The sequence below is a fragment of the Microtetraspora niveoalba genome (assembly GCF_001570405.1).
GTDB classification, from domain to species: domain Bacteria; phylum Actinomycetota; class Actinomycetes; order Streptosporangiales; family Streptosporangiaceae; genus Microtetraspora; species Microtetraspora niveoalba.
Genome location: NZ_BBYM01000017.1, coordinates 84,648 through 111,164, shown reverse-complemented (window position 1 = coordinate 111,164; position 26,517 = coordinate 84,648). Strand labels below are relative to the sequence as shown.

The following is a 26,517-nucleotide window of genomic DNA, read 5'->3' as shown; positions in this document are numbered from 1 at the left end:
GCGCCGGGCCCCTCCCCCTCTCCGGCGGTCCCGGTCAGCTGTGGATGTAGCCGACCAGGGCCTCGTTCTCCGTCTCCAGCTCCTCGATGGTGCTCTTGACGACGTCGCCGATGCTGACGATGCCGGCGAGCCGCCCCTCGCGCGTGACGGGGACGTGCCGGACGCGGTGGTTGGTCATCGTGCGGCGCAGCTCGTCCACGTTCGCCTCGGGCGAGCAGGTGTGCACCTCGGACGTCATGATCGCGGAGACGGGGAGGTCCAGGACCGAGGCGCCCCGGTCGGCCAGCCGCCGCACGACGTCGCGCTCGGAGACGATGCCGATGATGGTCGCGCCGTCCTCCGAGACGACCACGGCCCCGATGTTCCGTTCCGCCAGGACGGCCAGCAGTTGGGTGACGGTGGCGTCCGGCCGCACGGTCGCCACGTCCGTCCCTTTGCCCCGCAGAACTGTTCTGATCAGCATCGGCACCACCTCGGCTCTGCCACCGGCACGGTTTTCCCTGGAAACTGCCCTCCGCGCGTTCCCCCTAAGCGCCCCGTCCCTGCGCGGGCGCGGCTCAGGTGACGGGCAGCAGCCGTACGGCGTCCATGCGGAAGCTCGTCTCCGACTACCGGGCGAAGTATCCCGGCGAGGCCCTGGACGGCGGCGTCTCCGCCGGCTACCCGGCGGCGGCCATCGTCGGCGAGGCGCTGAAGAAGGCGTGCGAGGCCGGGGACCTCAGCAGGGAGGGCGTCCTGACCGTCCACCGCGCCAGGGGCGCCTGGGACGGCGGCTACGGCACCGAGATGGACTTCTCCGTGGTCGACAAGCCCGCCACCCGCGCCACGTACATCGTCAAGCCGGACAAGGAGGCGGTCGGCGGCGCGGTGATCTACAGGGAGGCGGCGGTGTCGGATCTGGCCGGGGAGTACACCGTCCCGGTGGGCTGACCTGTCACCACCGTCCAGTGCGTACGCTGGTGATATTCGGGTGCCGGACCAGTAATATGTGAAATATCACAGTTACTCGCCGTGCCGGAGACAACGATGACGGACAAGCTCAACACCGGAAGCCACGACCTTCCGATCACCGAGGCCCTCGCCGAGTTCATGACGACCGGCTGGGCCGACACCAGCCGGTCCGACGTACGGCCGCTGCCCCTCGCCGCGTACACGGCCAAACGGCGCGCCGCGCTCGCCGCCCGCTTCCCCGGAGAGCGGCTGGTGATCCCCTCCGGGACGCTCAAGGTCCGCAGCAACGACGACGACTACCGGTTCCGGCCGCACAGCGCCTTCACGTACCTGACCGGCGACCAGCAGCCGGACGACGTCCTGGTCGTCGAGCCGTCCGGCGCGTCCCGGCTCTTCATGCGGCCGCGGTCGCCGCGCTCGGAGGGGCAGGAGTTCTACCGCGACCGCCGGTACGGCGAGTTCTGGGTGGGCCGCCGTCCCGACCTCGCCGAGGCGGAGGAGCTGTACCAGATCGAGTGCGTCCACATCGACCGCCTGGCCGGCGCGCTCACCGGGCCGGCCCGGGTGCTGCGCGGCGTGGACGCCTCGGTCGACACCCTGCTGACCCCCGGCGAGGGCGACGGCGAGCTGGCCGCGTTCCTGGCCGAGGCGCGGCTCGTCAAGGACGAGTGGGAGGTGGCGGAGCTGCAGCACGCGGTGGACGCCACCACGCGCGGCTTCGAGGACGTGGTCCGCGCGCTGCCCGCCGCCATCGCCCACCCGCGCGGCGAGCGGTACGTCGAAGGCGTCTTCGGGCTGCGCTCCCGGCTGGAGGGCAACGCCGTCGGCTACCAGTCGATCGTGGCCTCCGGGGCGCACGCCTGCGTGCTGCACTGGATCCGCAACGACGGGCGGCTGAACCCCGACGAGCTGCTGCTCCTCGACGCGGGCGTGGAGGGCGACAACCTCTACACCGCCGACATCACCCGCACGCTGCCGCTGTCCGGCCGGTTCACCCCGCTGCAGCGGCAGGTGTACGACCTCGTCCTCGCGGCGCAGGACGCCGCGATCGCGACCCTCCGCCCGGGCGTCCGGTTCCGCGAGTTCCACCAGGCCGCGATGCGGGTGATCGCCGAGGGACTGCACGACTGGGGCGTGCTGTCCAACCCCGACCTGGAGAGCGGGCTCTACCGCCGCTACACGCTCTGCAGCAGCGGGCACATGCTCGGCCTCGACGTCCACGACTGCGCGGCGGCGCGGGCCGGCGCCTACCTCGACGGCGTGCTGGAGGAGGGGCAGGTGCTCACCGTCGAGCCCGGCCTCTACCTCCAGCCGGACGACCTCACGCTGCCGCCCGAGCTGCGCGGCATCGGCGTGCGCATCGAGGACGACCTCGTCATCACCGCGGACGGCGCGCGCCTCATGTCGGCGGACCTGCCCAGGCGTCCGGACGAGATCGAGGCGTGGATGGCCGGCCTGCTCGGCTGACCGGGCCACCGGTTCCGGGGGCGCGGGACGGAGGCGGTTTACGCGACGGTCACATCGCTCGAATAGGGTGTGGCCGTGCGCTCCCCCCTGATCTTCGCCGGACACACCGACGAGATTCTCGAGATGGCCGGGGGGACGCTCACCGAAGCCGAGCGCGCCCGGGCCGAGCGGTTCACCCGCGAGCGGGACCGGCGCGACTTCGTCGCCGCCCACCTCCTCGTACGGCACTGCGCGGCCGAGTTCCTCGGCGCGCGCGCCTGCGCGCTCACGCTGGTGCAGCGGTGCGAGGAGTGCGGCGGGCCGCACGGGCGGCCCCGGCTGGCGGAGGAGCCCGACCTGTCCGTGAGCATGTCCCACACCAGGGGATACGTCTGCGCGGCGGTCGGGTACGGCCGGGTCGGCGTGGACGCCGAGCACGCCGCGGACGGCCCGGCCGACCCGGGCCTGGCCTCCCTCGCGCTCACCCCCGCCGAGGCGGGGCTGGTGGGGCTGGACAACCGCAAGCTGATCCGGCAGTGGGTGCGCAAGGAGGCCCTGGTGAAGCGGGGCGAGCTCACCCTCGACCGGCTGCGCGAGACGGACCTGTCCGGCCTGCCGCTCGACGCCGGCTCGGCGACCCTGGAATGGGAGGGCAGGCACCTGCTCGAATGGACGGCCGGCAGCGTCATCGCGGGCGCGATCACCGACAGCCCGGCCCGGCTGCGGCTGCCGGGCGGCCACGCCGCCACCCGGGCCTGAGCCCCGGGTACGCCCCGCGCCCCCTGCCCGTCCCCGGCTCGCGACCCGCCGGGCCGTCCGGCCCGCGCCCTCGTGCTTACGGCGCCCCGTTCCCTCCCGGCGTACGCCGTCCTTCCCGGACGCGCCGGAACGGCGTGATCTTATGCTGGTCGGCATGGACGACCCTCGCTGGCTCACCCCTCAGGAGCAGCGGGCCTGGCGCGCGCACCTGACCGTTCACCGGCTGCTGTCCCACCAGCTCGACCGCGAGCTGCACGGGGCCGGACTGTCGCTGAACGACTACGAGATCCTGGTGTACCTCTCCGAGAGCCCCCGGCACCGGATGCGCATGAGCGACCTCGCCGACGCGACCGTGCAGTCGCGGAGCAGGCTCTCCCACCAGATCTCGCGCATGGAGGCGGCCGGGCTGGTGACCAGGGAGCTCTGCGAGGACGACCGGCGGGGCACGTTCGCCGCGCTCACCGACCTCGGCTGGGAGACCATCCGCCGGGTCGCGCGCGACCATGTGGCGGGAGTCCGCCGCCACTTCATCGACCGGCTCACCGCCGACCAGATCACCACGCTGGAGACGATCTACGCGCCGATCGTGGACCACCTCCAGCGGGTACGCGCCGGAAGGGCCTCCTGACCCGCGCGCCGCCGCCGCGGCGCCCGGCCGTCGCCTGACGCGGGAAGACCGCGCCCGTCACGGCCGGGTCATGGTTCCAAACCGATACGTCAGGACCCGGGCCCCGCGCGGCCCCGATCGCTACGATCCGCCTGTGACAAGACTCCTGACACGCCGCCTGGCCGGCGCCGTATGGCTCGTCCTCGCCGTCCTCCTGGTGCCGGCCTGCGGCGGGTCGGCGGAGGCCGGCCTGCCCGCCGGTCCCGACCTGATGAAGAAGGCCGCCACGGCGATGGCGGCGGTGAAGACGGTCGCGTTCACCATCGACACCGAGGGCAAGCCGTCGGTCTCGGTCAAGCACGCCGAGGGCAGCCTCACCAAGGAGGGCGACGCGAAGGGCAGCCTCCAGATCGACATCATGGGCTCCCTCCAGGAGCTGGAGTTCGTCCTGGTCGGGGACGCGGTCCACTTCAAGGGCCCGACGGGCGGCTTCCAGCGGATGACCCGCGAGGAGCTCGCCGCGATCTACGATCCGTCCGCGGTGCTGAGCGGGCTGCCCGAGCTGCTGTCCACCGCGACCGACGCGCGCACCGAGGCCGTGGAGAAGGTCGCGGGGGCGGAGGCTTACCGCGTCCCGGTCACGCTCTCCCAGCGGATCCTGGCCAAGCTGATCCCCGGCGTCGCGCAGGGGGTCAACGGCACCGTCTGGATCGACGAGGCCACCGGCCGGCTGCTCAAGATGGACCTGCCGCTGAGCGGGGGCAAGGTCGTCGTGAGCCTCGCCGACTACGACGCGCCGGTGACGATCGCGCCCCCGGCGTCCTGACCGCATGACCGCCTCCTCCTCTCCCGACGACGCCGCCCCCGCCGCCCCCGCGCGCGCGGCCCGCGGGATCGCGCTCGGCGTCGGCGGCACGGCGGTGCTGCTCGCCGCGCTCGACGCGTACGTCGTGGTGACCGTGCTGATCGACGTGGCGGCGGACGCCGGGGTCCCGCTGAACCACCTGGAGCGGGCGACGCCCATCGTGACCGGGTTCCTGCTCGGCTACGTGGCGGCGATGCCGCTGCTCGGCGGGCTGTCCGACCGGTACGGCCGGCGGCCCCTGATCCACGCCTGCCTGGCCGGGTTCGCCGCCGGCTCGCTGGTCACCGCGCTGGCGGACGGCGTGCCCCTGCTGGTCGCGGGCCGCACGCTCCAGGGCGTCGCAGGAGGGGCGCTGCTGCCGATCACGATGGCGCTCATCGGCGACCTGTGGGACGAGCGGGCCCGTCCGGCGGCGCTGGGCGCGGTGGGCGCGGCCCAGGAGCTCGGCAGCGTCCTCGGCCCCCTGTACGGCGTGGCCGTCGCCTCGCTGATCCCCGCCGGCACGGCCTGGCTCGGCCTGCCGATCGGCGGATGGCGGCTCATCTTCTGGGTCAACATCCCCCTGGCCGCGCTTGCGGCGGTGGCCGTACAGCGGGGCCTGCCCGGCGGGCGGGAGCCGCGCGGCGGGGCGGCGGTCGACGTCGTCGGCGGGCTGCTGCTCGCGGCCGCGCTCGGGCTGCTCGTCGCGGGGCTGTACAACCCCTCCCCTGACCGGGCGGTGCTCCCTCCGTGGGGCGTGCCGTGTCTCGTCGCCGGTCTGGTCGCGGCGGCGGCGTTCGCCGTCTGGGAGGTACGCTCGCCGGTCCGGCTGCTCGACCTCGCGGGGGCGGCGCGGCGGCCGGTGCTCGCGACCCTCGGCGTGAGCTTCCTCTCCGGGGCCGCGCTGCTCGTCACCCTGGTGGACGTGCAGTTCACCGCGCAGACGCTGCTGGGCCTGGACACGGTCGGCGGCGCGCTCGTCCTCACCCGGTTCCTGGCCGCGCTGGCCGTCGCCGCGCTCCTCGGGGGCCTGCTGGCCGGGAGGTTCGGCGAGCGCGCGGTCGCGGCGTGCGGCCTCGCCGTCGCCGCCGTGGGCTACGTCCGGATCTCCCAGTGGCCGCTCGACCTCGCCTCCGCGGGGACGCGGATGGACGTGGACCTGGTCGTCGCCGGACTGGGGCTCGGACTGGTCGTCGCGCCGGTGTCCTCCGCGGTGCTCCGGGTCGTCCCGGCCGCGCGGCACGGCGTCGCCTCGGCCGCGGTCGTGGTGGCCCGCATGATGGGCATGCTGCTGGGGGTGGCGGCGCTGTCCGCGTGGGGGTTCCACCGGTTCCAGTCGCTCACCGCCGACCTCGACACGCCGCTCCCGATCGGTGTGGACGCCGCCGAGTACGCCCGGAGGCTGTCCGCGTACACGGCCGAGGTGCACGCCGCCCTGCACACGGAGTACTCCGAGATCTTCCTGATCACCGCGGTGCTGTGCGCGGCGGGCGCGCTGACGGCCCTGCTCCTCCCCCGCCGGGCGACGACACGCTGACGGTCCTCGGGCGGGCCGACGAGTCTCCCGCAGCGGGCTGACGGTCCTCGGGCGGGCCGACGGGTCTCCCGCGTTGGGCGCATGCCCCCGGACGCTGTTCCGGAACGGTGGTCGTCCCGGGACGGTCGCCCGCCCGGCGCCGGAAAGTTCCCGCGGGCCGGGGACCCGCGTCCCATGCGCCCAGGACGCGGCACGGCGCAAGATGTGCGCGACCAGCCCCGTCCACGAACCCCCGGGGCCCGTTTCCCACATCAGAGGAGCCCCTGTGCGCAAGGTCTACTACGGGTTCACGGTGGTGCAGCTCGTCGCCGTGCTCGTTCTCTTCTATCTCGTCACGTTCGGCGCGTTCGAACGGCCCGCCAAGCTGCCGGGTGCGGAGGGAGCGCTGATCGACTACCACATCATCGTCGGCGAGATGGTCGTCCCGCTGCTGTCGCTGCTGACCACGATCGTCGCGGCGATCGCCCGGGTCGGCGGCAGGCTCGTCGGCCTGTCGATCACGCCGTTCGCGCTGGTCGTGGTCCAGCTCTTCGTCGTCTTCTCACTCGCCGAGCTGGCCGGCCACACGGACGGCCAGAGCACCACGGGCGGCCTGATCGTCCTCGGGTTCCACTCCCTCGTCGGGGTGTCCATCCTGGCCGTCGCCGCCGCCCTGGTCCGCCGGGCGCGGGCGCTCGTCAAGGGCGCCGTCCCCGTGGCGCCGGTCGCGGCGACCCGCGGCGCGTAAAGGCCCGACGGCGCCTGAACGACCCACAGCGCGTAATGGCCCGACGGCGCCTGAACGACACGCGGCGCCTGAACGGCCCGCGGCGCCCGGCACGGCCGGGCTGTACGGCCGGGGCCGCGGGTCAGGACCGCAGGTAGGCCAGCACCGCCAGGACGCGGCGGTGCTGGTCGGAGTCCTCCGCGTGCAGGCCGAGCTTCTGGAAGATGCCCCGGATGTGCTTCTCGACCGCACCCTCGGTGACGACGAGCTGGCGGCTGATCGCCGGGTTGGACCTGCCCTCCGCCATGAGGCCGAGCACCTCGCGCTCGCGCGGGGTGAGCGAGGCCAGGGGGTCGTCCCTGCGGCGGCGCACCATGAGCTGCGCGACCACCTGGGGGTCGAAGACGGTGCCGCCCCCGGCGACCCGCCGCAGCCCCTCCATGAACTCCTCGACGTCGACCACCCGGTCCTTCAGCAGGTAGCCGACCGCGCCGCGCGCGTCGGCCAGCAGGTCGTCGGCGTAGGAGACCTCGACGTACTGGGAGAGGATCAGCACCGGCGCGCCGGGGACCCGCTCCCTGGCCTCCACGGCGGCGCGCAGCCCCTCGTCGGTGAACGTCGGCGGCATCCGCACGTCCACGACGGAGACGTCGGGCCGCAGCTCGACGACCGCGCGTACGAGTTCGTCGCCCGCGCCAGCCGTCGCCACCACCTCGCAGCCGAACTCCTCCAGCAGGCGGACCAGGCCCTCCCGGATCAGGACGGCGTCATCGGCCACGACTACGCGCACGGCACCTCCGCGACGATCAGCGTCGGCCCACCGGCCGGCGACTTTACGGTCAGCTCTCCCTCGACCACGCGGACCCGGTCGGCCAGCCCGGCCAGCCCGTGCCCCTTGGCGACGTGCGCCCCGCCGACGCCGTCGTCGCCGATGGTCAGCAGCAGCGAGTCCCCGATCCGGCTGAGCGTCACCGAGCAGGTGGTCGCCCGGCTGTGCTTGGCGACGTTGGTGAGCGCCTCGGCGGTCAGGAAGTACACGGTGTTCTCCACCAGGGCCGGGAACCGCTCCTCGACCTGGACGTCGAGCTCGACCGGCACCGTGCAGCGGCCCGCCAGCGCGGCCAGCGCGGAGGCGAGCCCGCGGTCGGCGAGGATCGGCGGGGCGATGCCGCGCGACAGCGCGCGCAGCTCGTCGAGGGTCTCCCTGGTCGCGTTGATCGCCTGGCCGATCGTCTCGTGCGCCGCGGTCGCGTCCCGCCGCAACTCCCGCTGCGCCCGGGACAGCTCCATCGCGAGGTGGACCAGACGCTGCTGCGGCCCGTCGTGGATGTCGCGCTCCAGCCGGCGCAGCGCGTCCGCCTCCGCGTGGACGGCGGCGTTGCGGCCCTCCGTCAGCCCCTCGATGCGCTCGTGCAGCTCCGCCACCCCGCTCAGCAGCGCCCGGCCCAGCGACGCCTGCATCACGGCGCACCCCCGGATGACCGGCACGAGGGTGATCGCGAAGACCAGGCCCACGATGACGTAGAAGACGCTGTCCACGGTGTATCCGGTGCCGAACCCGAGCAGTTCGGGAAGCTGGTGGTTGCCGGGGATGTTGGAGGTGATCCACCCGTAGAGGGGGTACGTGAGGGCGAGGATCGTCGCCGCCCACCACGTGATGGCGAGGGAGAACGTGATCGTCGCGAGGGGGAAGACCAGGAATCCGTGCAGCGCGTCGAGCCAGGACTGGCCGACCAGGATCGGGTTCGCCGTCCTGCGCAGCCATCCGGCCCCGGCGGGCGGCTCAGGGTAGCGGGGCCGGATCAGGGGCTTGCCGAGCACGTTGCTCATCCGCACCCGCTCGATGTCGCCGAAGGCCCGCGCCCCGAGCAGGGTGACGGCGAGCAACGGGACGCCGATCCAGACGACCACCAGCCCGAGGCCGGCCGAGATGCCGGCGGACAACATGCAGAAGGCCATGACCGCGAAGGGGAAGCCCAGCAGGAGATATGTGGTGTCGGCGGTGAGCCGTCGCAGAGATCGTCGCATGCCCATCAAACTAGGTTTCTCCGCCCGCGCGGACGAGCCTGCCCACCGGCCTCCCGATGGTAGGGCCAGCCCTACCGGCGACCGTCCGGCGGGGCCGGTCGGCGGACCCCGGGGGGCCCGCCGCCGGCGGACGGCTCGGCGCGGGGGTCACTTGCCCTTGCGCTTCTCCCGGATCTTCATCGTGACCTCGATCGGGGACCCGGCGAAGCCGAACTCCTCCCGGATGCGGCGCTCGATGAAGCGGCGGTAGGTCTCCTCCAGGAAGCCGGAGGTGAACAGCACGAACTTCGGCGGCTCGCTGGACGCCTGCGTCGCGAACAGGATCTTGGGCTGCTTGCCGCCGCGCACCGGGGGCGGCGTCGCCTGCACCAGCTCGGTGAGGAACTGGTTGAGCCGGGCCGTCGGCACCCGCGTCCCCCACGAGTCGAGCGCGCGCTCGATGGCCGGGGTGAGCTTCTCGACGTGCCGGCCCGTCTTGGCGGAGATGTTGACCCGCAGCGCCCACGGCGTGCGGACGAGCTGCCGGTCGATCTCCTTCTCCAGGTAGTAGCGCCGGTCCTCGTCGACCAGGTCCCACTTGTTGAAGGCGACCACCATGCAGCGGCCGGACTCGATCACCAGGCTGATGATGCGCAGGTCCTGCTCGGTCAGCACGTCGGAGGCGTCGATCAGCACGACCGCGACCTCCGACCGCTCCAGCGCGGCCCGCGTGCGCATCGCCGCGTAGAAGTCGGCGCCCTTGAGCTCGCGGTCGCGGCGGCGGATGCCGGCCGTGTCGACGAACCGGTACGTCCGGCCGCCCAGCTCGACCAGCTCGTCCACGGGGTCGCGGGTCGTGCCCGCCATCGGGTCGACCAGGACCCGTTCCTCCCCCGCCACCCTGTTCAGCAGGGAGGACTTGCCGACGTTGGGCTTGCCCAGCAGGGCCACCCGGCGCGGGCCGCTCCGCACGCCGAACGTCTGCGGCGGCGTCTCGGGCAGCGCGTCGAGCACCACGTCGAGCAGGTCGCCGCTGGCCCGGCCGTGCAGCGCCGACACCGGGTACGGCTCACCCAGGCCGAGCGACCACAGCCCGCTCGCCTCCAGCTCCATGAGCTGGTTGTCCACCTTGTTGGCGGCCAGCACGACGGGCTTGCCGGAGCGCCGCAGCACCCCGCCGACGGCCTCGTCGGAGTCGGTCACCCCGACGCTGGCGTCCACGACGAAGAGGATCACGTCGGCCAGCTCGGCCGCGATCTGCGCCTGCTCGGCGATGCGCAGCGCCATGCCGGTGGCGTCGGGGTCCCAGCCGCCGGTGTCCACCAGCGTGAACCGGCGGCCCCGCCAGGTCGCCTCATAGGTGACCCGGTCCCTCGTGACACCCGGCACGTCCTCGACGACCGCCTCGCGGCGGCCGATGATGCGGTTGACCAACGTGGACTTGCCCACGTTGGGGCGGCCCACCACGGCCACGACCGGCAGCGGCCCGCTGTCGGGCGCCTCCTCGGTCTCGTCTGCGGCGAGTTCGGCGAGCTCGGCCTCGATCCAGCCGGCCTCGTCCCCGTACTCCCCCGTCACGTCCCTGCTCATCGCTTCCTCTCCCGATCCGGAGAGGATCAGGTTCGCTTGTTGCCCGTCCGCCCTTCGGGGCCGGGTGTCCCGGCCCGTTCCGGGCTCAGGCTCGTTCCTTGACCAGCCGCAGCACCTCGGCGATCACCTCGTCGAGGTCCAGCGGCGTCGTGTCCAGTTCCACGGCGTCCGCCGCCATGGCCAGCGGGTCCGCGCGGCGCGTGGAGTCCAGCGTGTCCCGCCGGGCCATGTCGGCCTTCTGCGCCTCCACGGTGGTGCCGGTCAGCTCGGCCGTACGGCGGGCGGCGCGGGCGTCGGCGCTGGCGGTCAGGAAGACCTTGACCGTCGCGTCCGGCGCGACCACGGTGCCGATGTCCCGCCCCTCGACCACGATGCCGCCGGAGGCGAGCGAACCGGCGATGATCTCCCGTTGCAGGGCGACCAGGCGGGCGCGCACCTCGGGGACCGCGCTCACCGCCGAGACGGCCCCGGTGACCTCCGGACCCCGGATGGGGCCGTTCACGTCCACGCCGTCGACGGTGACGCCGGGGGCGTCCGGGTCGGTGCTCATGTCCAGCCGCGGCTCACCCGACCGGCTCGCGATCGCGGCCGGGTCCGCCAGGTCGACGCCCCGCTGGAGCATCCACCAGGTGACCGCGCGGTACATCGCGCCGGTGTCCAGGTAACGCACCCCCAGAGCCCGCGCGACCCCGCGCGACGCGCTCGACTTGCCCGACCCGGAAGGCCCGTCCATCGCGACGACCAGACCCGACACGATCGCTCCTCCGCCTCGAGAGCCCTGCATCGCGAGCTCTGTCTCAAGAGCGCGTCAAGATGCACTCCGACGTTGTCCGCCCCCGAGAGTACCGGCACTCGCCGATCCCGCGCGCATCGGACGGCATGCGGACGATCACGACAGGAGCGTCCCGGGCGGGGTTCCCCGGGCGGGCGCCCTCAGGGCACCTGCCAGCCGCGCTCGCGCAGCGCCTCGGCGAACCCCTCCGCCGCCTCCGGCTGGACGTACAGCTCGGCGGCGCCGAGGGGCAGCCCCGGCGCGTGCTCCAGCCGGATGTCCTCGATGTTGACCCCGGTCTCGCCCGCGGCCTGCACCAGCCGGGCCAGCTCGCCCGGGCGGTCCCCGATCACGACCTGGACCACCGCATAAGTACGGGCCGGGCCGCCGTGCTTGCCGGGGATCCTTCCGGTGCCCACCACGCCGCGGTTGAGCAGGTCGGTCACCTCGGTGACGGCCGCCCCCTCGCCCGCGTGGCCGCGCAGCGAGCGCGCCGCGGCGGCCAGGTCGGCCGCCACGCGTTCCAGCACCTCCGCGACCGGTACGGCGTTGCCGGACAGGATGCCGGTCCACAGCGCCGGGTCGCCCGCCGCGATGCGGGTGACGTCGCGCACGCCCTGCCCCGACAGCCCGAGCGCCGTCTCCGACGCCTCGGCCAGCCGGGCCGCCACCGCGGCGGCGGTCACGTGCGGGGCGTGGGAGATGACGGCCACCGCGCGGTCGTGCTCGGCGGCGTCCACCGTGACGGCGTTCCCCCCGCACAGGGCGACCAGCTCCTCCACGGTCCGTACGGCGTCCGCCGACGTGTCCGGGGTGGGGCACAGGGCCCAGGGGCGGCCGAGGAACAGGTCGGCCCGGGCGGCGGCGGGGCCGGACCGCTCGCGCCCGGCCAGCGGGTGGCCGGGGACGAACGAGGTCAGGTCGCACCCGAGCTCCTCCGCCCGCGCCGCCGGGAGCGCCTTGACGCTCGCCACGTCGGTGTAGCAGCGGGCGGCCCCGTTCTTCTGCAGGTCGAGCAACTGGGCCGCGACGAACTGCGGCGGCACGGCGATGACGGCGAGGTCGGCGGTGATGCCGGGCGTCCACTCCTCCCCCGCGCCGAGCTCCCGGGCCAGCCGTACGGCGGCCGGGTCGCGGTCGGCGAGGTAGACCCGCACATCGCGCTGGCGGAGCGCCAGCGCGACGGAGGTGCCGATCAAACCGGTGCCGACAACGACGACGCTGCCGATCGTGCCGTCCTGGATGGGAGTCATGGTGCTGCCCTACCGTGCCGTCTCGTGCGGGCCCCGTCTCGCGGGAGGCCCTGCCAGGTCCCAGTCGCCAGGTGTCGTCCTACCCGAGGCGTTCCGTGCCGCCCTGTCCGGCTGCGATACCCGGCCCAACTTATGGTGCTCACTTCACCCGAGGGGCTGTCGCGCCCCTCGGGGCCCAGGCGGTCGCCGGCCGGCCTCGTCGGCCCACCGGGCGGTCTACTGGGCGATGTCCACCCTGAGGGCGACCGCGCCCCGGAGATAGACGTGCTGGATCTCCTGCCGCGGCCGGTCGGTGGCCACGTGGGCCATCAACCGGACCACGCGCGGCAGGGCGCCCGGCACGTCGATCTCGCTCGCGCACAGCAGCGGCACGTCGTGGAAGCCGAGCTTCCGCGCGGCCAGCGCGGGGAACTCCGCCGTCAGGTCGGGCGTGGCCGTGAAGATCACGCTGATGACGTCGTCGGTGGTGAGCTTGTTGCGCGCCATCACCTCGGTCACCAGCTCGGTCGTCCCGGCGAGGATCGACTCCCGATCGTCGCCGTCGACCTGGATGGCTCCCCGGACCGCCCGCACCATGTCATCCCCTTCTCTGTTCCACCGCGCCCCGTTCACCGGGCGCCGTGCCGCCGCCGTCTGTCGCCCGCACAGGCTACAGGCCGACCGCCGCGTACAGGTCGCCGACCTCCTGCAGGGTGAGCGCGCGGATCGTGCCCGGCTTGAGCCGGCCCAGCTTGACCGGGCCGAACTCGATGCGGGCCAGGTCGATCACCCGGTGGCCCGTCTCCTCCAGCAGGCGGCGGACGATGTGCTTGCGCCCCTCGTGCAGGACGACCTCGACCAGCGCCTGCTGGCCGTGCTCCTGCACGATGCGGAACTCGTCCACCTTGGCCAGGCCGTCCTCCAGCTCGACGCCCTTGCGCAGCACCCGGTGCAGGTCGCGCGGGACGGGGCCGGGGACCTTCGCCCAGTACTTCTTCTTCACGCCGTAGCTCGGGTGGGTGAGCCGGTGGGCGAGCTCGCCGTCGTTGGTGAACAGCAGCAGGCCCTCGGTCTCGGTGTCCAGCCGCCCGACGTGGAACAGGCGCGGCGCGAGCTCCTGCACGTAGTCCTGCAGGCACGGCCGGCCCTCGGGGTCCTCCATCGTGCTCACCACGCCGATCGGCTTGTTGAGCGCGTAGTAGACGAGGTCCGCCGCGGTCGGGATGCGCTTGCCGTCCACGTGGATGACCTGCTTGGCCGGGTCGACGCGCGCCCCGAAGCGACGCACGACCTGCCCGTCGACCGTGACGCGGCCGTCGCCGATCATCTCCTCGCAGGCGCGGCGGCTGGCCACCCCGGCCTGGGCGAGGACCTTCTGTAGCCGGACGCCGCCCGGCACCTCGGTGGTGTCGCGCTCGTCGGTGTAGCCGGGATCGTAGAAGTCCGGGTCCCTGCGGGGCTGCCGGGCGCTCTTGAACGGGTTCTCCCCCGGGGCCGCGTCGCGTCCGCCCTGCCGCCCTCCGGCCGGTCCGGCGCGGAAGTCGGGCCGCCGGGAGCCGCGCAGCTCGCTGCGCGAGCTGTCCCTGCCGAAGCGGCCGCGGGAGCCGCCCCGCTCCCCGCCGCCGACGCGGCCGATGGTCTGCACGTCGTCGCGGCGCTCACGGCGTTCACGGCGCTCGCCCTCGGGGCGGCCGTACCGCCCGCGGGATCCGGACGGCCGCGCGTCGCGGTCGCCCGCGCCGCGTTCCCGGGCGTCACCGTCGCGGAAGCCGCGCGAGTCACGGTCACGGGAGTCGCGGGAATCGCGCGGGCCGCGGTCGCGGAAATCGCGGTCGCGAGAGTCACGCTCGCGGAAACCGCGGTCCCGGGAGTCACGGTCGCGAGAGTCACGGAAGTCCCGGGAGTCACGGTCGCGAGAGTCACGGAAGTCACGGGAGTCCCGGTCGCGGAAACCGCGGTCCCCGAAGTCACGGGAGCCGCGCTCACGGAAGTCGCGGGAATCGCGGGAATCGCGGGGGCCGCGGTCGCGGTCGCCCGTCGGCCGGGCGGACCGGCCCGCACGGAAGGAGTCGCGCTCGCCCCTGCCGCCTCCGGCGGGGCCGCGGCCGCGCGAGAACTCACGGGAGTCCCCGCGGCCGGCGCCGCCGGCCCTGGCGCCGCCGGCGCGGTCGGCGCCGCGGCCCGCCTGGCGATCGCCGGAGCGGAAGGACCCTCCGCGGTCGTCGTCGTATCGGCGCTCGCGGTCGCCGTATCTGTCAGAACGGGGTTCCTGGGAACGGAACCCGCCACCGCGACCGGCGCGGAACCCGCCCTGGGATCCGCCTCGCGTGCCGCGCTCGCCGGTGCCCCGGCTCCGACCGCGTCCATCACCGGACGGGGTACGCCTGCTGTCCACTACTTCTGCTCCTCTAGGGTTTCCACATCGTCGGGGAGGAAGGGGGCGAGCTCCGGCAGTTCGCCGAGGTCCCGCAGGCCCAGCCTCTCCAGGAAGTAACTCGTCGTCCGGTAGAGCACGGCCTGGCTCTCCGGATCCGTGCCGGCCTCCTCCACGAGGCCGCGTGCCACGAGCGTCCGCATGACGCCGTCGCTGTTGACGCCGCGGACCGCCGCCACCCTGGCCCGGCTGACGGGCTGGCGGTAGGCGACCACGGCGAGGGTCTCGAGCGCGGCCTGGGTGAGCCGCGCCTGCTGGCCGTCCCGGACGAAGCGCTCCACCACCGGGGCGTAGTCGGCCCGGGTGTAGAAGCGCCAGCCTCCGCCGACCTCTCGAAGGTCGAAACCCCGTCCGGCGGCGGTGTATTCCGCGGAGAGATCGCGCAGGACGGCCGCGATCTCGACGGTGGGGCGTTCGAGGACCTGTGCGAGCGTCACCTCGGCGACCGGTTCGTCGACGACGAGGAGGATGGCCTCGATCGCCGATCTGAGGCCGGGGCCGGCCGCGGCCGTCGCGTCCTCGACGCTCTCGGACTCACTCGGGCTCATCGTCGGTCCTCTTGCCCTCGTCGTAGTCGTCGCCGACGGTCACGTCCCCGTCGGCGGCGCCGGTCCAGGTCACGTACAGCTCGCCGAGGGGCTCCAGTTGCTCGAAGGAGACGGCGGCCTCCCTGAACAGCTCCAGGACGGCCAGGAAACGCGCGACGACCTCGTACGTGCCCGCGCAGTCGGCGGTCAGCGACCGGAAGGTGGCCGTGCGGGCCAGCCTGAGCCGCTCGACAAGGATAGCGGCCTGTTCGCGGACGCTGGCGAGCGGTTGGTACATGTGGGTCACCGAGACCGAGGGCGGGGCCTTCGGCGTGAACACCTTGGCGGCGATCTTGGCGAGGCGTTCCGGGCCGATGCCGAGGATCAGCTCGGGCAGCAGGTTCGCGAACCGCTGCTCCATCGGGACCACGCGGGGGAAGCGCAGCGCCTCCTCCGCCATCCGCGCGGAGAAGACCTTCGCCACCTCCTTGTACGCGCGGTACTGCAGGAGCCGGGCGAACAGCAGGTCGCGCGCCTCCAGCAGGGCGAGGTCCTCCTCGTCCTCGACCTCGCCGGTGGGCAGCAGCCGGGCCGCCTTGAGGTCCAGGAGTGTCGCCGCGACGAGCAGGAAGTGGCTCGTCTGGTCGAGGTCCCACTCCGGCCCGCGGGCGCGGATGTAGGAGATGAACTCGTCGGTGACCTTGTGCAGGGACACCTCGGTGATGTCCAGCTTGTGCTTGGAGATCAGTCCGAGCAGCAGGTCGAAGGGGCCCTCGAAGACGTCCAGATGCACCTGGAACGCGTCGGTGGCGGGCTGCTCGGTCACGCCGCCCATTGTCCCGTACGCCGTCGCCGGCCGCGCCCGGATCGGCGGGGCGGGTGACGCCGCGCCTCACGCGTGACGCCCCGCCCGGCGGGGGTCAGACGCGGGCCGGCCAGCGGGCGAGCAGCTCGCGGGCCAGCTCCCGGTACGCGGTGGCGCCCATGGAGCCGGGGTCGAACTGGGTGATCGGCTCGCCGGCGAGGGTCGCGTCGGGGAAGCGGACGGTCCGGTTGATGACGGTGTGGAAGACCTTGTCGCCGAAGCCCTGCATGATCGTCTGGAGCACTTCCCGGGCGTGCAGCGTGCGCGGGTCGTACATCGTGGCGAGCAGGCCGTCGATCTCCAGGTTCTTGTTGAGCCGCTCCTGGACCTTGCCGATGGACTCCATCAGCAGGGCGACGCCGCGCAGGGCGAAGAACTCGCACTCCAGCGGGATCATCACACTGTGCGCGCAGGTCAGCGCGTTGACGGTGAGCAGGCCGAGCGACGGCTGGCAGTCGATCAGGCAGATGTCGTAGTGCGGAAGCAGCGGCTCGAGCGACCGCTGGAGCGCGTACTCCCTGGCGACCTCGTTGACGAGCCGGATCTCCGCGCCGGACAGGAAGATGTTGCTCGGCAGCAGGTCCATGCCCTCGACGGTGGTGTTGAGCAGGACGTCGTCGGTCGTGACGTCGGGCTCCTCCATGAGGAGGTCGTAGATCGTCATCTCGAGGGGGCGCGGGTCGATGCCGAGGCCGACCGAAAGGGCGCCCTGCGGGTCGAAGTCGACGAGGAGGACCCGCTGCCCCACCTCGGCGAGCGCGGCGCCCAGGTTGATGGTGGTGGTCGTCTTGCCGACGCCGCCCTTCTGGTTCACCATCGCGACGATGCGCGCCGGGCCGTGCGTCTCGGGCGGGCTGGGATCGGGGAAGACCGGGCGCACCCGGCCGGTGGGTCCGATCTCACCGCCGGGGGGTCCCGCGGTCCACGTCGCATCGGTGGTCGCAGTCACCTTGATGAACCTCCCTGACGGTCACGAACTCGACCGAATTTAAAGGCTTGGCACGTATGCGGCAAGGCGCCGCGCCCTTACACGCGATATTCGGCCGTTTTTCAGCGCAGGGCGCGCGGATGGGCGGCCGCGTAGACCTCGCGGAGCTTGTCGACCGTGACCAGGGTGTACACCTGGGTGGTCGTCACCGAGGCGTGGCCGAGCAATTCCTGCACCACCCTAACGTCGGCTCCGCCGTCCAGGAGATGCGTTGCGAACGAATGTCGCAACATATGCGGGGAAACTCTGGAAAGCCCGGCGCGTTCGGCGGCCTGCTGCAGGACCTCCCAGGCCCCCTGACGGGTCAGCCGCCCGCCCCGGGCGTTGAGGAACAGGCCGGAGGTGCCCCGGCCGTGTGCGGCGATCTGGGGCCGCGCCCTGACCATGTACGCGTCGAGCGCCTGGCGGGCGAACCGCCCGAGGGGGACGATCCTGGACCGTCCCCCCTTCCCGCGCAGCCGTACCTGGTCCTCCGCCCCGGCTGCGAACGACACGTCGTCCACGGCGAGGCCGACCGCCTCGGAGATGCGGGCGCCGGTGCCGTACAGCACCTCCAGGAGGGCGCGGTTGCGCAGGGCGAGCGGCGAGTCCTCGGGGCCGGCCGCGGCGATGAGCCGCTCGACCTCCGCGACCGTGATCGCCTTGGGCAGCCTGCGGAGCTGGCGCGGCGGGCGGACCTCGTGCGCCGGATCGTGGCCGGCCACCCCCTCGCGCAGCGCGAACCGGTGCAGGCCGCGTACGGCGGACACGGCCCGCGCGGCCGAGCTGGCGACGAGCGCGGGATGCTGCTCGTCGCCCTCTCGCAGCGCCGTGAGGAAGGCGACGACGTCGGCCTCGCCCACGTCGGCGAACGTGTCGAGGCCGCGCGACCGGAGATGGTCCACGTAACGCCGCAGGTCACGCCGGTAGGAGGCGAGCGTGTTGGCGGCCAGGCCCCGCTCCACCGCCAGATGGGCGAGGTAGCTGGACAGCACGGCCTCCGTCTCGCTCAGGACGTCCCCCTACGGACTCAGGCCTCCGGGGCGTCGGCGGGGCGGAGCCCCTTGAAGCCGTCGGCGGAAGCGGCGTACGCGGCGAGGATACCGGCGATGGCCGGGGAATTGTGGATCATTCCCCCCAACGCCTTCTCCACCGCCTCCCCCAGGGGGATCCACTCCACCGGCATGCCGATCTCCTCGTGCCGGTGGACGTAGTCGTTCTCCTCCTCGGGGATCGGCGACAGGTCGCGGGCGAGGAAGATCCGGATGCGCTCGTCGCACATGCCGGGCGAGGTGTAGATGTCGACCAGCGTGTGCCAGGTGCGCGCCCGGTAGCCCGCCTCCTCGGCCAGCTCGCGGGCGGCGCAGTCCACCAGCGGCTCGCCCGGGACGTCCCTGATCCCGGCGGGCAGCTCCCAGAGCAGCCGCCGCACGGGGTGGCGGTACTGGCGGATCATCAGCACCCGGTCGTCCTCGTCGATCGCGAGCACCGCCACAGAACCGGGGTGGACGACGTAGTCACGGTCGGCCGTCTCGTCGCCCGGCATCCGCACCGTGTCGGTCCGTACGGAGATCACGCGGGCGGTGAACCGCTCCTTGGAGTCCGTGACCTCCCACGACTCCGCGACGTCTTCGATCCTCACTTGGCCCGGCCCGCCTTCGCCGTGGTGCCGCGCGCGTCGGCGTACGCGAGCGCGGCGCCGACCAGGCCCTTGAACATCGGGTGCGGCCGGGTCGGCCGCGAGCGGAACTCGGGGTGCGCCTGGGTGCCGATGAAGAAGGGGTGCTGGTCGGTGGCGAGCTCGGCGTACTCGACGAGGCGGCCGTCCGGCGAGAGGCCGGAGAACACCATGCCGACCTTCTCCAGGCGCTCGCGGAAGGAGTTGTTCACCTCGTAGCGGTGCCGGTGCCGCTCCTCCACCTTGGCCTTGCCGTACAGCTGGCGGGCGAGCGAGCCCTCCGTCAGCTTGGCGGGGTAGAGGCCGAGCCGCATCGTGCCGCCCATGTCGCGCTCGCCGGAGACGACGTCCTCCTGGTCGGCCATGGTCGAGATCACTGCGGCGGGGGTCTCGGGGTCGAACTCGGTGCTGCCCGCGTCCTCGATGCCGGCCAGGTTGCGCGCCGCCTCGATCACCATGCACTGCATGCCGAGGCACAGCCCGAGCAGCGGGACGGCGTTCTCACGGGCGTGCCGGATCGCGCCGACCTTGCCCTCGATGCCGCGCACGCCGAACCCTCCCGGGATCAGCACGCCGTCGACGCCGTCGAGCTCGCGCGCCGCCCCCTCGGGGGACTCGCAGTCGTCGCTCTTGACCCAGCGGATGTTGACCCGCGCGTCGTTGGCGAAGCCGCCGGCCCGCAGCGCCTCGGTGACCGACAGGTACGCGTCGGGCAGGTCGATGTACTTGCCGACCAGGGCGATCGTGACCTCCTTGGCCGGGCGGTGCACCCGGCGCAGGAGCTGGTCCCACTGCGTCCAGTCCACGTCGCGGAACGGCAGGCCGAGCCGGCGCACGACGTACGCGTCGAGGCCCTCGGCGTGCAGCACCTTGGGGATGTCGTAGATCGAGGCGGCGTCGACGGCGGAGACGACGGCGTCCTCGTCCACGTCGCACATGAGGCTGATCTTGCGCTTGATCGTGTTGGTGACCGGGCGGTCGGACCGCAGCACGATCGCGTCGGGCTGGATGCCTATGCTGCGCAGCGCCGCCACCGAGTGCTGGGTCGGCTTGGTCTTGAGCTCGCCGCTCGGGCCGATGTACGGCAGCAGCGAGACGTGGAGGAAGAACACGTTGTCGCGGCCCACCTCGTGGCGGACCTGCCGGACGGCCTCCAGGAAGGGCAGCGACTCGATGTCGCCGACCGTGCCGCCGACCTCCGTGATGACGACGTCGACGTCCGGGCCGGCCATGCCGCGGATGCGGTCCTTGATCTCGTTCGTGATGTGCGGGATGACCTGGACGGTGTCGCCGAGGTACTCCCCGCGCCGCTCCTTGGCGATCACGTTGGAGTAGACCTGGCCCGTGGTGACGTTGGCCGACCCGTGCAGCTCCGTGTCGAGGAAGCGCTCGTAGTGGCCGACGTCGAGGTCGGTCTCGGCCCCGTCGTCTGTGACGAACACCTCACCGTGCTGGAACGGGTTCATCGTGCCCGGGTCGACGTTGAGGTAGGGGTCGAGCTTCTGCATCGTGACCCGCAGCCCGCGAAGCTTGAGGAGGCGGCCGAGGCTGGAGGCGGTGAGCCCTTTACCCAGACTGGAGGCGACGCCGCCGGTGACGAACAGATGCTTGGTATGTGCGGCGCTGCGCAAAGTGGCTCCCGTGGTGTTGCGATCCCCGGCCGCCCGGTTGGGGCGGCCGCCATGCCCACGGGCTCTCAGAATAACAAACCTTGTCCACTACGTGCACGAACCCGCCATAGCCCGCACTTGGACCGAGGAGTAACTTGTCCCATTATGTCGATCGTGAAGCGTGCCGTCGGCCGCTTGCTCCACCGTGGCTGGGCGTACGCGAAGGCCGCCGGGGCCGTCAGCCCGCTCTCCCCCGCGGGCTACCGGTTCCGCCGGCTCGGCGAGGGCGCCTGCATCTCCTTCCCCCTCGGCGCGATCTTCGGGGAGGCGTGGATCGAGATCGGCGACCACACGCTCGTCGGCGAGCGCGTCTCGATCTCGGCGGGCATGGGGCCGGGCGTCGACCTCGGGCCCGGCTCCGTCGTCAGGATCGGGCGCGGCTGCTCGATCGGCAGGGGCAGCCACATCGTCGGCCACCAGTCGATCGACATCGGCGACGACGTCTTCACCGGGCCGTACGTCTACATCACCGACCAGAACCACGTCTACGACGACCCCGAGACGCCGATCGGACGGCAGTGGCCGCGCAACAACCCCGTCTCGATCGGGTCGGGCTCCTGGCTGGGCGCCGGGGCGATCATCCTGCCCGGCACCCGGCTCGGCCGCCAGTCGGTGGTGGCCGGGGGCGCGGTCGTGCGCGGCGAGTTCCCCGACCACTCCGTCGTGGCCGGGGTGCCCGCGCGGCTCGTCCGCACGTACTCCCCCGAGGAGGGCTGGCACACCCCGCCGCGCCCCGGCGGCATGCCCCACGGGCCGGACGGCGGCCCGGACGCCGGGGAGCCGGGAGAGCCCGCCGTACGGCTCCTCGCGTCGAACGAATGACCCGGCCCGGGGCGTCTCCCGGGGGCCGCACCTGACGCGGGCGCGGCGCCGTCCGCCGCGCACGCCTGATCACCCCTGGACCGAACGTTGTTCTGCGGCGTAGGTTCGCGGCATGCGCACCAGCCTCACCGAACGGTTCGGCGTCGAGTTCCCGCTGTTCGCGTTCAGCCACTGCCGGGACGTGGTGGCCGCGGTCACCAACGCGGGCGGCTTCGGGGTCCTCGGCGCCGTCGCGTACACGCCCGAGCGGCTGGACGAGGAGCTGACCTGGATCGACGCCCAGGTCGGCGGCCGGCCGTACGGCGTGGACGTGCTGGTCCCGGGCAAGATCGACGCGGCCGCGACGGATCCGGCAGCGCGCCTGCCGGACCTCATCCCCGAGGCGCACCGCGACTTCGTCGACCACCTGTTCCGCAAGTACGGCGTCGCCGTCTCCGGCGGTCCCGGTGACTTCGGAGGCGTCGGGATCGGAGGCGCCGCCGACGGGTCCGACGTGGGCCGGAGGGTCACGCACGAAGGCGCGACCCGGCTCATCGACGTCGCGCTCAAGCACCCCATCGGCCTGATCGCCAGCGCACTCGGGCCGCCGCCTCCCGAGATGGTCGAGCGGGCGCGGGCGGCCGGGGTGCCGGTCGCGGCGCTCGTCGGCACCGTGGAACACGCGAAACGGCAGGTGGCGGCGGGAGCGGACATCATCGTCGCCCAGGGCACCGAGGCGGGCGGGCACACCGGTGAGATCTCCACGATGGTCCTGGTCCCCCAGGTCGTGGACGCGGTGGCGCCGGTCCCCGTACTCGCCGCGGGCGGCATCGCCGACGGCCGCCAGGTCGCCGCGGCGCTCGCGCTCGGCGCGGAGGGCGTGTGGTGCGGCTCTGTGTGGCTCACCACGGACGAGGCCGAGACGCCTCCGGCCGTGAAGGGCAAGATGCTCGCGGCGACCTCCCGCGACACCGTCAGGTCGCGCTCGCGTACCGGCAAGCCCGCCCGTCAGCTCAGGTCCGCCTGGACGGAGGAATGGGACGGCGCGCCGGAGAGCCCCGGCCCGCTCGGCATGCCGCTCCAGTTGCTGCTCGCCGAGGCGGCGATGGCCCGGGTGGGGCGGGCCGCCGAGGCGGGGGCTTCGGGCGCGCGCGAGCTGGCGAACTACTTCGTCGGGCAGGTCGTCGGCCAGATGAACCAGGTCAAACCGGCCCGCCAGGTGGTCTACGAGATGATCGAGGGGTACGCCGGAGCGGTCGAGCGGCTCCGCGGCATCACCGGCTCCTGATCGCCCCCTCCTGATCGCCCCGGCGACCGGTTCGTTCCGGTTGCCGGTCCGACGCGACCGGTTCGTTCCGTTCCCGGCCCGACGCGACCGGTTCGTTCCGGTTGCCGGGGCGACGGGGCGACGGGGCGGAAAGACGGTGCGGAAAGCGGCGGGTCGCGGTCGCGGGATCCGTGCGGGAAGCGAGCCGGGCACGCGTCACGGTCGCGGTTCTGCGCCGAGGCCCGCCTGGCGGGCGCGGACGATGGCCTCGGCCCGGTCCGCGACCCGCAACTTGGCGAATATCGCCGAAATGTGGTTGCTGACGGTCTTGACGCTGATGACGAGGCGCCGGGCGATCGCGGAGTTCGCGTGACCGGCGGCGATCAGGTCGAGGACCTCGCGCTCACGCGCGGTGAGCTCGGGGAAGGGCTCGGCGGCCGGTACGGGCCGGGACGCCCCGGCGAAGAAGTCGATGATCCGGCGCGCGACGCTCGGGCCGAAGACGGCGTGCCCCGCGGCGACCGAGCAGATCGCCCGGACTATCTCGTCCTGTCGCGCCCCCTTGACGAGATAGCCCGAGGCTCCGGCCCGCATGGCCCCGAAGACCGACTCGTCGTCCTCGAACATGGTCAGCACGAGGACCCGGGTCGACGGCGCGCTCCGCAGAATCGCACGGGTGGCCTCCACGCCGTTGGTCCCGGGCATGTGGAGGTCCATGACCACGACGTCGGGGGCGGTGAGCAGGGCTTCGCGGCGGGCGGCCTCGCCGTCGCCGGCCTCCCCCACGACGTCGATGTCGGGCAGGGAGGCGACCAGAGCGCGCAATCCCTCGCGCATCAGCGGATGATCGTCCACCACGACGATGCGGATCGGGCCGTCGGCGGTCATGCGCTCTCCAATGGCAGCAGGGCATGGACGAGGCCCCCCTGGTTCGTCGGTCCGGCGGTGAGCGTCCCGCCCAGCTCCGCGGCGCGCTCGCGCATCGAGCGCAGGCCCACGCCGTGGGTCCAGGCGCCGGAGAGGCCGGCGCCGTCGTCGCGGACCTCCAGATGCAGCGCGTCGTCCGCGCGCAGCGAGACCCTGCAGGTGCTCGCCCGGCTGTGGCGCAGGGCGTTCGTGACCGCCTCGGTGGCGATCCGGTACGCGGTGACCTCGACGGCGGCGGGCAGCGGCGGCAGGTCGTCGGGGACGTCCACGGTGACCACGAACCCGGCGTGGTCGCGACGCCAGGACTGCTGGGCGCGCTGCCGCAGCGCTCCGGCGAGCCCCAACTCGTCCAGGTCGGGCGGGCGCAGGTCGTAGACCAGCCGCCGGATGTCCGCGATCGCGTCGGTGAGATCGCCGCGCAGGTCGAGCAGCAGCCGCCCGCAGTGGGACGGGTCGCTCCGCAGCAGGTTGTGCGCCGCGTCCGCCTTGAGGGTGACCGCGGCCAGCGCGCTGCCCAGGCCGTCGTGCAGGTCGCGGCGCAGCCGCCGCCGCTCCTCCTCCCTGGCCGCCACGATCTGCCTGCGCGACTCGCGAAGCCGCTCCGACAGGCGTACCGACTGGAGGGCGAGTCCGACCGGCGCCGCCAGCAGGTCCAGGGCGCGCCGGTCGGCGGCGGACAACCGCGCCTCGCCCGCACGCAGCCCGACGAGAAGCTCGGCCCGCTCCCCTTCGGCCACCTCCAGCGCCACCACATGCCAGGCGGGCGTGGGGCTTCCGCAGGTCGCGATCAGGCGGCCGTCGGATCGCACGGCCGCGTAAGGCAGGCGCAGCGCCTCGCAGACCGCGGTGAGCACCCCGTCCAGCCCCGCCGTCAGACGCGACCCCACCCGCGCGGCCGCCTCGGCGGGGTCGCGCCGGCGGCCGTACATCAGCCGGTCCACGAAAGACTGGAGGGCGGATCGAGCCGGGGCGAACGCCATCGCGATCAGGCCGGTCGCGACCAGCGGACTCGCCGACAGCCAGTCGTGGGCCAGCGGCGCCACGCCCGCGACGATGCCCAGGTACGCCCCCACCACGCCCACGGTGAGCACGCCGTACACCAGGGAGCGGTTGATGATCAGCCGGATGTCGTAGAGCCGGTGGCGCACGATCGCCACCGTGGCGGCCGCGGGGATCAGCGGCAGGGTGAGCAGGAACAGGACCGGGCCGTCGGTGGTGACGATGCGCTGCAGGTTCAGCACCACGAAGAGCAGCACCGCCCACAGGAGCCACATCACCTGGAGCCGCTCCGCGCCCCGGGACCGCCGGGCCCGCAGTCCGAGCGCGATGAGGCCGCCCAGCAGCGCCAGAGCCGCGGCGGCGGCGAACACGGGCACCAGGGCCGCCGCCACCCGCCCCATGGCCGCGGGCAGCAGCGGGCTGTGATCGGCCGTCGGCTCGCCCGTGTCGCCGCCCGGCTGCAGCGTCACCGCCGGGGCGAGTAGGGCCAGCGCGGGCGTCACCACCGCCAGTGGGCGCCACCGGGGGGACAGCGGCCGGCCGTCGGGGAAGAGCTGCAGGATCAGGGGCAGGCAGACCACCGGCGCCGGGATCCATACGGTGATGCCGACGAGGTCGACGGCCCGCTCCCAGCCGGGCGGCAGCGTGAAGACTCCCGACAGCAGGCCGAGGCAGGCCACGCTCACGGTGTAGCAGGCTCCGTAGGCGACGAACAGCAGCCCGATCCGGTGCCGCGGCCGGTGGGCCAGCACCAGCGCGCCGAAGGCCGTGAACGTCACCGATATCGCGCTGTTGGTCAGCAGGTACGAATCGGCCGCGTCGGCCAGGGTGAGTCCGCCCGCGAACCACGACGCCCAGGTCGCGGCGTCCAGGAGACCTGTGACCGCGACCACCGCGACTGGTCCGGCCCGCTTCACCGCCATGCGCCCATCATCGGGGCCGCGGGGCCCGATGACCATGGGTGCGCGCTCCCATCTCGCCTGGGAGCGTCTGGGACCGTTCCCGGGGTCTCGCGCCCACGACGGCGGGGGCGCTCGCCTTCCATGCTCCGAACGACGGGAGGCCCGCGCGACCGCGGCGCCGCTCGCTTCGACCCGAGGAAGCTCCGCCCCCAGCAGGAACGACACCCATCCCGGAGGACACCGTGCAACCCGATATCCGACCCGATTCCGCGACGGGCGCCGACTCGTCGCCGACCGCGCCTCCCCGCGACGTGCGCGGCTTCTGGCGCGTCCTTCTCGCGGTGATCGCACCGCTGCCCATGCTCGGCCAGGCCGTCTACTACCTGCTCAGTCCGGTCGACGGAGGGGCGCCCTTCGCCGACACCCTCGCCGCGTACGAGGCCCATCAGGAGCTCGCCGGCGTCCTTCAGTACGTCGGCGCCGTTTTCGTCGTCGGGCTCCCCGCCGCCACGTTCGCGGTGGTCTGGGCGGCCCGGCGGGGCGCCCCGCGGCTCGCCTCGTTCGGGGGCTTCATCTCGCTGCTCGGCTCCTTCTCCGGCATCGCGCTGATCATCGGGGGCAACCGCCTCGCGTACCTCACCGTCCGGGACGGGCTCGACGCCGCCGTCATGACCAGGCTCTCCGACCTGACCGAGAACGAGCCGCTGCAACTCCTCGGAGGCCTCCTTTTCATCGTGGGCATCGTCGTCGGCCTGCTGCTGCTGGGCCTCGCGCTGTGGCGCAGCCGCGTCGCCCCTGCCTGGATGGGGCTCGCCCTGGCCGTGGGCGGCCTCACCCATCCGTTCCTGCCCGGCCATGTCGCCCAGGGCGTCGGTCTGCTCGTCGCCGCGGCCGGCTTCGCCGGAGCGTCGTACGCGCTGCTCCGCATGCGGAACGACGACTTCGACCTTCCCCCCTCGCGTCCCGCCCTCGGCATGTGACACCCCCCTCCGCCCAGCGGCGACCACCGGCCCCCGGACCTGCGATCCC

The 26,517-nt window shown here is 73.3% G+C and carries 26 protein-coding genes; 10 read left to right on the top strand and 16 right to left on the bottom strand.

Features of this window, described 5'->3' with window-relative positions:
- Nucleotides 1-34 precede the first annotated feature (34 nt).
- Nucleotides 35-463: a CBS domain-containing protein gene (locus AWQ70_RS17085; RefSeq protein ID WP_067177517.1), complete on the bottom strand. Its 429-nt coding sequence runs from the start codon at nt 461-463 to the stop codon at nt 35-37.
- A gap of 98 nt (nt 464-561) precedes the next feature.
- Here AWQ70_RS17085 and AWQ70_RS17080 point away from each other — a divergent pair, with 98 nt between their 5' ends.
- From AWQ70_RS17080 to AWQ70_RS17050, 7 genes are all read left to right on the top strand, one after another.
- Nucleotides 562-930, top strand: coding sequence for a type 1 periplasmic-binding domain-containing protein (locus AWQ70_RS17080; RefSeq protein WP_245647006.1), 369 nt, complete (start codon nt 562-564; stop codon nt 928-930).
- Nucleotides 931-1,026: 96 nt separating this feature from the next.
- Complete coding sequence (locus tag AWQ70_RS17075; protein WP_067177102.1) at nt 1,027-2,418, top strand: aminopeptidase P family protein; 1,392 nt, start codon at nt 1,027-1,029, stop codon at nt 2,416-2,418.
- Between the two features lie 75 nt (nt 2,419-2,493).
- Complete coding sequence (locus tag AWQ70_RS17070; RefSeq protein WP_067177514.1) at nt 2,494-3,156, top strand: 4'-phosphopantetheinyl transferase family protein; 663 nt, start codon at nt 2,494-2,496, stop codon at nt 3,154-3,156.
- A 154-nt stretch (nt 3,157-3,310) separates the two neighbouring features.
- Nucleotides 3,311-3,784, top strand: a complete 474-nt coding sequence (locus AWQ70_RS17065) for a MarR family winged helix-turn-helix transcriptional regulator (RefSeq protein WP_245647005.1) — start codon at nt 3,311-3,313, stop codon at nt 3,782-3,784.
- Nucleotides 3,785-3,917: 133 nt separating this feature from the next.
- Complete coding sequence (locus tag AWQ70_RS17060) at nt 3,918-4,589, top strand: LppX_LprAFG lipoprotein (protein WP_245647004.1); 672 nt, start codon at nt 3,918-3,920, stop codon at nt 4,587-4,589.
- 4 nt (nt 4,590-4,593) lie between these two features.
- Nucleotides 4,594-6,144, top strand: coding sequence for an MFS transporter (locus AWQ70_RS17055; RefSeq protein ID WP_067177097.1), 1,551 nt, complete (start codon nt 4,594-4,596; stop codon nt 6,142-6,144).
- A 265-nt stretch (nt 6,145-6,409) separates the two neighbouring features.
- The gene (locus AWQ70_RS17050) at nt 6,410-6,871 is read left to right on the top strand and encodes a DUF6220 domain-containing protein (RefSeq protein ID WP_067177095.1); all 462 of its coding nucleotides are present in this window, start codon (nt 6,410-6,412) and stop codon (nt 6,869-6,871) included.
- A gap of 121 nt (nt 6,872-6,992) precedes the next feature.
- Here AWQ70_RS17050 and AWQ70_RS17045 read toward each other — a convergent pair whose 3' ends face one another.
- The 13 genes from AWQ70_RS17045 to pyrG form a co-directional block, all read right to left on the bottom strand.
- Nucleotides 6,993-7,640 carry a response regulator gene (locus AWQ70_RS17045; protein ID WP_067177092.1) on the bottom strand — a complete coding sequence of 216 codons (648 nt, stop codon included), beginning with the start codon at nt 7,638-7,640 and terminating at the stop codon, nt 6,993-6,995.
- Complete coding sequence (locus tag AWQ70_RS17040; RefSeq protein WP_067177512.1) at nt 7,631-8,878, bottom strand: sensor histidine kinase; 1,248 nt, start codon at nt 8,876-8,878, stop codon at nt 7,631-7,633. Before AWQ70_RS17040 ends, AWQ70_RS17045 begins: the two co-directional genes overlap by 10 nt.
- A gap of 147 nt (nt 8,879-9,025) precedes the next feature.
- The gene (gene der / locus AWQ70_RS17035; RefSeq protein WP_067177090.1) at nt 9,026-10,447 is read right to left on the bottom strand and encodes a ribosome biogenesis GTPase Der; all 1,422 of its coding nucleotides are present in this window, start codon (nt 10,445-10,447) and stop codon (nt 9,026-9,028) included.
- Nucleotides 10,448-10,532: 85 nt separating this feature from the next.
- Nucleotides 10,533-11,231: a (d)CMP kinase gene (gene cmk / locus AWQ70_RS17030; protein ID WP_067177088.1), complete on the bottom strand. Its 699-nt coding sequence runs from the start codon at nt 11,229-11,231 to the stop codon at nt 10,533-10,535.
- Between the two features lie 149 nt (nt 11,232-11,380).
- Nucleotides 11,381-12,472: a prephenate dehydrogenase gene (locus AWQ70_RS17025; RefSeq protein ID WP_067177085.1), complete on the bottom strand. Its 1,092-nt coding sequence runs from the start codon at nt 12,470-12,472 to the stop codon at nt 11,381-11,383.
- A 216-nt stretch (nt 12,473-12,688) separates the two neighbouring features.
- Nucleotides 12,689-13,048 carry a chorismate mutase gene (aroH, locus tag AWQ70_RS17020; protein ID WP_067177082.1) on the bottom strand — a complete coding sequence of 120 codons (360 nt, stop codon included), beginning with the start codon at nt 13,046-13,048 and terminating at the stop codon, nt 12,689-12,691.
- Nucleotides 13,049-13,121: 73 nt separating this feature from the next.
- A complete protein-coding gene (locus AWQ70_RS41240; RefSeq protein WP_245647003.1) occupies nt 13,122-14,096 on the bottom strand; it encodes a pseudouridine synthase in 975 nt (324 codons plus the stop codon).
- Nucleotides 14,097-14,845: 749 nt separating this feature from the next.
- Nucleotides 14,846-15,433, bottom strand: coding sequence for an SMC-Scp complex subunit ScpB (gene scpB / locus AWQ70_RS17010; protein ID WP_067177079.1), 588 nt, complete (start codon nt 15,431-15,433; stop codon nt 14,846-14,848).
- Nucleotides 15,420-16,247, bottom strand: coding sequence for a segregation and condensation protein A (locus AWQ70_RS17005; RefSeq protein WP_084517230.1), 828 nt, complete (start codon nt 16,245-16,247; stop codon nt 15,420-15,422). The genes scpB and AWQ70_RS17005 overlap by 14 nt, the downstream gene beginning before the upstream one ends.
- An 85-nt stretch (nt 16,248-16,332) precedes the next feature.
- Entirely contained in the window at nt 16,333-17,175 is an 843-nt protein-coding gene (locus AWQ70_RS17000) for a ParA family protein (RefSeq protein WP_281197040.1), read from the bottom strand.
- Nucleotides 17,176-17,327: 152 nt separating this feature from the next.
- On the bottom strand, nt 17,328-18,257 hold the full coding sequence (gene xerD, locus AWQ70_RS16995) for a site-specific tyrosine recombinase XerD (RefSeq protein ID WP_067177074.1): 930 nt from the start codon (nt 18,255-18,257) through the stop codon (nt 17,328-17,330).
- A gap of 17 nt (nt 18,258-18,274) precedes the next feature.
- Nucleotides 18,275-18,886: an NUDIX domain-containing protein gene (locus AWQ70_RS16990; protein WP_067177072.1), complete on the bottom strand. Its 612-nt coding sequence runs from the start codon at nt 18,884-18,886 to the stop codon at nt 18,275-18,277.
- A complete protein-coding gene (gene pyrG, locus AWQ70_RS16985) occupies nt 18,883-20,553 on the bottom strand; it encodes a CTP synthase (RefSeq protein WP_067177070.1) in 1,671 nt (556 codons plus the stop codon). The genes AWQ70_RS16990 and pyrG overlap by 4 nt, the downstream gene beginning before the upstream one ends.
- 153 nt (nt 20,554-20,706) lie before the next feature.
- Between pyrG and AWQ70_RS16980 the strand changes: the two genes are divergently transcribed.
- Nucleotides 20,707-21,414 (top strand): acyltransferase, encoded by a 708-nt coding sequence (locus AWQ70_RS16980; RefSeq protein WP_373282335.1) that lies wholly within the window; start codon nt 20,707-20,709, stop codon nt 21,412-21,414.
- Nucleotides 21,415-21,526: 112 nt separating this feature from the next.
- On the top strand, nt 21,527-22,681 hold the full coding sequence (locus AWQ70_RS16975) for an NAD(P)H-dependent flavin oxidoreductase (protein WP_067177068.1): 1,155 nt from the start codon (nt 21,527-21,529) through the stop codon (nt 22,679-22,681).
- Between the two features lie 195 nt (nt 22,682-22,876).
- Here AWQ70_RS16975 and AWQ70_RS16970 read toward each other — a convergent pair whose 3' ends face one another.
- A complete protein-coding gene (locus AWQ70_RS16970) occupies nt 22,877-23,548 on the bottom strand; it encodes a response regulator (RefSeq protein WP_157530115.1) in 672 nt (223 codons plus the stop codon).
- Complete coding sequence (locus tag AWQ70_RS16965; protein ID WP_067177066.1) at nt 23,545-25,509, bottom strand: sensor histidine kinase; 1,965 nt, start codon at nt 25,507-25,509, stop codon at nt 23,545-23,547. The genes AWQ70_RS16970 and AWQ70_RS16965 overlap by 4 nt, the downstream gene beginning before the upstream one ends.
- Nucleotides 25,510-25,730: 221 nt before the next feature.
- Here AWQ70_RS16965 and AWQ70_RS16960 point away from each other — a divergent pair, with 221 nt between their 5' ends.
- Nucleotides 25,731-26,468 carry a hypothetical protein gene (locus AWQ70_RS16960; RefSeq protein WP_157530113.1) on the top strand — a complete coding sequence of 246 codons (738 nt, stop codon included), beginning with the start codon at nt 25,731-25,733 and terminating at the stop codon, nt 26,466-26,468.
- Nucleotides 26,469-26,517 lie beyond the last annotated feature (49 nt).

Excerpts from the sequence above, each read along its gene's own strand:
- AWQ70_RS16970 (WP_157530115.1), bottom strand. The coding sequence starts at position 23,548 with ATGACCGCCGACGGCCCGATCCGCATCGTCGTGGTGGACGATCATCCG.
- der (WP_067177090.1), bottom strand. The coding sequence starts at position 10,447 with ATGAGCAGGGACGTGACGGGGGAGTACGGGGACGAGGCCGGCTGGATC.
- AWQ70_RS17085 (WP_067177517.1), bottom strand. The coding sequence starts at position 463 with ATGCTGATCAGAACAGTTCTGCGGGGCAAAGGGACGGACGTGGCGACC.
- AWQ70_RS17075 (WP_067177102.1), top strand. The coding sequence starts at position 1,027 with ATGACGGACAAGCTCAACACCGGAAGCCACGACCTTCCGATCACCGAG.
- AWQ70_RS17040 (WP_067177512.1), bottom strand. The coding sequence starts at position 8,878 with ATGCGACGATCTCTGCGACGGCTCACCGCCGACACCACATATCTCCTG.
- AWQ70_RS17055 (WP_067177097.1), top strand. The coding sequence starts at position 4,594 with ATGACCGCCTCCTCCTCTCCCGACGACGCCGCCCCCGCCGCCCCCGCG.
- cmk (WP_067177088.1), bottom strand. The coding sequence starts at position 11,231 with ATGCAGGGCTCTCGAGGCGGAGGAGCGATCGTGTCGGGTCTGGTCGTC.
- AWQ70_RS16965 (WP_067177066.1), bottom strand. The coding sequence starts at position 25,509 with ATGGCGGTGAAGCGGGCCGGACCAGTCGCGGTGGTCGCGGTCACAGGT.
- aroH (WP_067177082.1), bottom strand. The coding sequence starts at position 13,048 with ATGGTGCGGGCGGTCCGGGGAGCCATCCAGGTCGACGGCGACGATCGG.
- AWQ70_RS17025 (WP_067177085.1), bottom strand. The coding sequence starts at position 12,472 with ATGACTCCCATCCAGGACGGCACGATCGGCAGCGTCGTCGTTGTCGGC.
- AWQ70_RS17065 (WP_245647005.1), top strand. The coding sequence starts at position 3,311 with ATGGACGACCCTCGCTGGCTCACCCCTCAGGAGCAGCGGGCCTGGCGC.
- scpB (WP_067177079.1), bottom strand. The coding sequence starts at position 15,433 with ATGAGCCCGAGTGAGTCCGAGAGCGTCGAGGACGCGACGGCCGCGGCC.
- AWQ70_RS17005 (WP_084517230.1), bottom strand. The coding sequence starts at position 16,247 with ATGGGCGGCGTGACCGAGCAGCCCGCCACCGACGCGTTCCAGGTGCAT.
- AWQ70_RS16975 (WP_067177068.1), top strand. The coding sequence starts at position 21,527 with ATGCGCACCAGCCTCACCGAACGGTTCGGCGTCGAGTTCCCGCTGTTC.